Raw genomic sequence first — 1,985 nt, forward strand, 5'->3', positions numbered from 1 at the left:
GGGTGCCGGTGTCCGAGTACGGCGGCGGGAAGCCAGCCGTGCGCGGCGTGGCCCTCGGGGACGGCGCGCAGGCCGGAGCGGCCGGCGGTGAGCGCCTCGAACACCTCGGCGGGCTCGCGGCCGAGCGGGGAGACCAGGCCGATGCCGGTGACGACGGCGCCGGGGCGCGGGGTCGTGCGCCCGCCCCGCTCGCCTGCTCGCACACTCCGCTCGCTCATGCGCCCACCGCCGCGAGGTGGGTTTCCCGCAGCAGGACCTTGCGGACCTTGCCGGTCGGGCCGAGCGGGATGTCGTCGGGGGAGACCACCAGCACCTTGCGGACGGTCGCGGCGGCGGCCTCGTCCAGGGCGGCGACGACCGCCCCGGTGCGGTCCGCGGCCGGGTCGGCGTCCGCGGCGAGGAGCAGCAGCACGTCGGTGACGACGCGCTCGCCGTCCCGGACCGCGACCACCGTGCAGTCCAGCACGTCCGGGCAGGCGGCCAGCACCCGCTCCTCCGACATCGCGGTGAACAGCCGCTTGCCGCCGCCGAGTTCGACCGAATCGACGGCCCGGTCCACGTGGTAGTAGTAGCCCTCCTCGTCCCGGTACATCAGGTCCCCGGTGAGGAAGCGGCCGCGCAGCCGGGTGCGGAAGGTGGTGGCCGAGTCGTTCCAGTAGCCGAGCGCCAGGGTCGGTGAGGCGGTGGCGAGTTCACCGACCTCGCCGGGCCCGAGCGGCTCGCCGTCCGGGCCGACCACCTCGCAGTCGACGAAGGCGTGCGGGCGGCCGACGCAGCGGCCGTAGCGCTCGGTGCCGGGGCCGTGGGTGATGAAGAAGTGCGAGTGCCCCATCTCGGTGGAGCCGAGGCCGTCCACGAACAGCGAGCCGGGCAGCCGGGTGCGGCCGGCCCGGGTGACGGTCTCCCGGCTGCCGGTGGCGATCAGGCGGCGGATGTGCACCTCGTGGGCGCAGTCGCCGGTGTTCCACCAGAGCGCCACGGAGGTCAGGTCGCGGGCGGCGAGGTCGTGCCGGGCGAGGTCGGCCCAGGTGGCGGCGAAGCCGATCACCCCGGTGGGCCGCCACCGCTCGACGGCCTCCAGTACGCCGTCGCCGGACTGCCGGGAGAGCACGGCGAGTTCGGTGTGCGAGCTGAGCGCGAGGTTGAGCGCGATCAGGGTGGCGGCGTGCGGGGCGGGCAGCGCGCTGAGCATCCGGTCCTGGCCCTGCGGGCGGGGCAGCCGCAGCCGGTGGCGGATCGCGGCGTACAGGCTCGCGTGGGAGTGGACGACGGCCTTGGGCATGCCGGTGGTGCCGGAGGAGTGGGTGATCGCCACCGGGTCGCCGGACCAGTGCCGGTACGGCTCCGGGGCGGCGTCCGGGTCGCCGGCGCCGAGGGTGGCGATCTCGGGCAGCAGCGGCGCGCCCGGGTCGTGGCCGGCCAGTGCGGCCAGGTGGGCGGGGTCGGCGAGGACGCCGGCCGCGCCGAGGCGGGCGATGTAGCGGGCGGCCCGTTCGCCGTCCAGGTTGGGGTTGAGCAGCGCGGGGACGGCGCCGAGCCGGGCCAGGGCGAGGAAGGCGAGCACGTGGTCGGCGGCGTCGCTCGCGTACACCACCACCGGGTCGCGCCGGGTGATGCCCAGGCCGTGCAGTGCGGCGGCGCGGGCCCGGACGGCGCGGTCCAGCTCGCGCAGGGTGAACGGCTGCCAGGCGGGGTGGTCGTCCACCGGGGTGTCGAAGCTGAGCAGCGGTACGTCCAGGTCGAGCCCGAGCGCGATCCGGGCGGTGAGGACGTTGCCGGCGCCCACGTCGGGGTCGTCCGCGAGCTGGGTGCGGAGGCTGCGGATGGTCACGGGGGTGGATCCCTCCCTCGGGGCCGGTGGACGGCCCGGGCGGCTGATCGGGTGGCAGGGTCGGTCGGCCGCGCGGGGGCGGCGGGTGCGGTCGGCTGCTCGGGCGGCGTGTGGCGTGCGGCGAGTGGCGGGCTGCGTGCGGTCGGTCGCTCGG

General features: G+C 76.8%; 1 protein-coding gene and 1 pseudogene. Both read right to left on the bottom strand.

Annotated features, from left to right (window positions below; translation table 11 throughout):
- Positions 1-218, bottom strand: a pseudogene (locus AE652_RS40370) (beta-ketoacyl synthase); the annotation flags it as partial.
- Complete coding sequence (locus tag AE652_RS40375; RefSeq protein ID WP_049660767.1) at positions 215-1,831, bottom strand: class I adenylate-forming enzyme family protein; 1,617 nt, start codon at positions 1,829-1,831, stop codon at positions 215-217. The gene AE652_RS40375 and the pseudogene AE652_RS40370, both read right to left, overlap by 4 nt.
- Between the last annotated feature and the right edge of the window lie 154 nt (positions 1,832-1,985).

It is taken from the genome of Kitasatospora sp. MY 5-36, from assembly GCF_001182915.1.
GTDB lineage: Bacteria > Actinomycetota > Actinomycetes > Streptomycetales > Streptomycetaceae > Kitasatospora.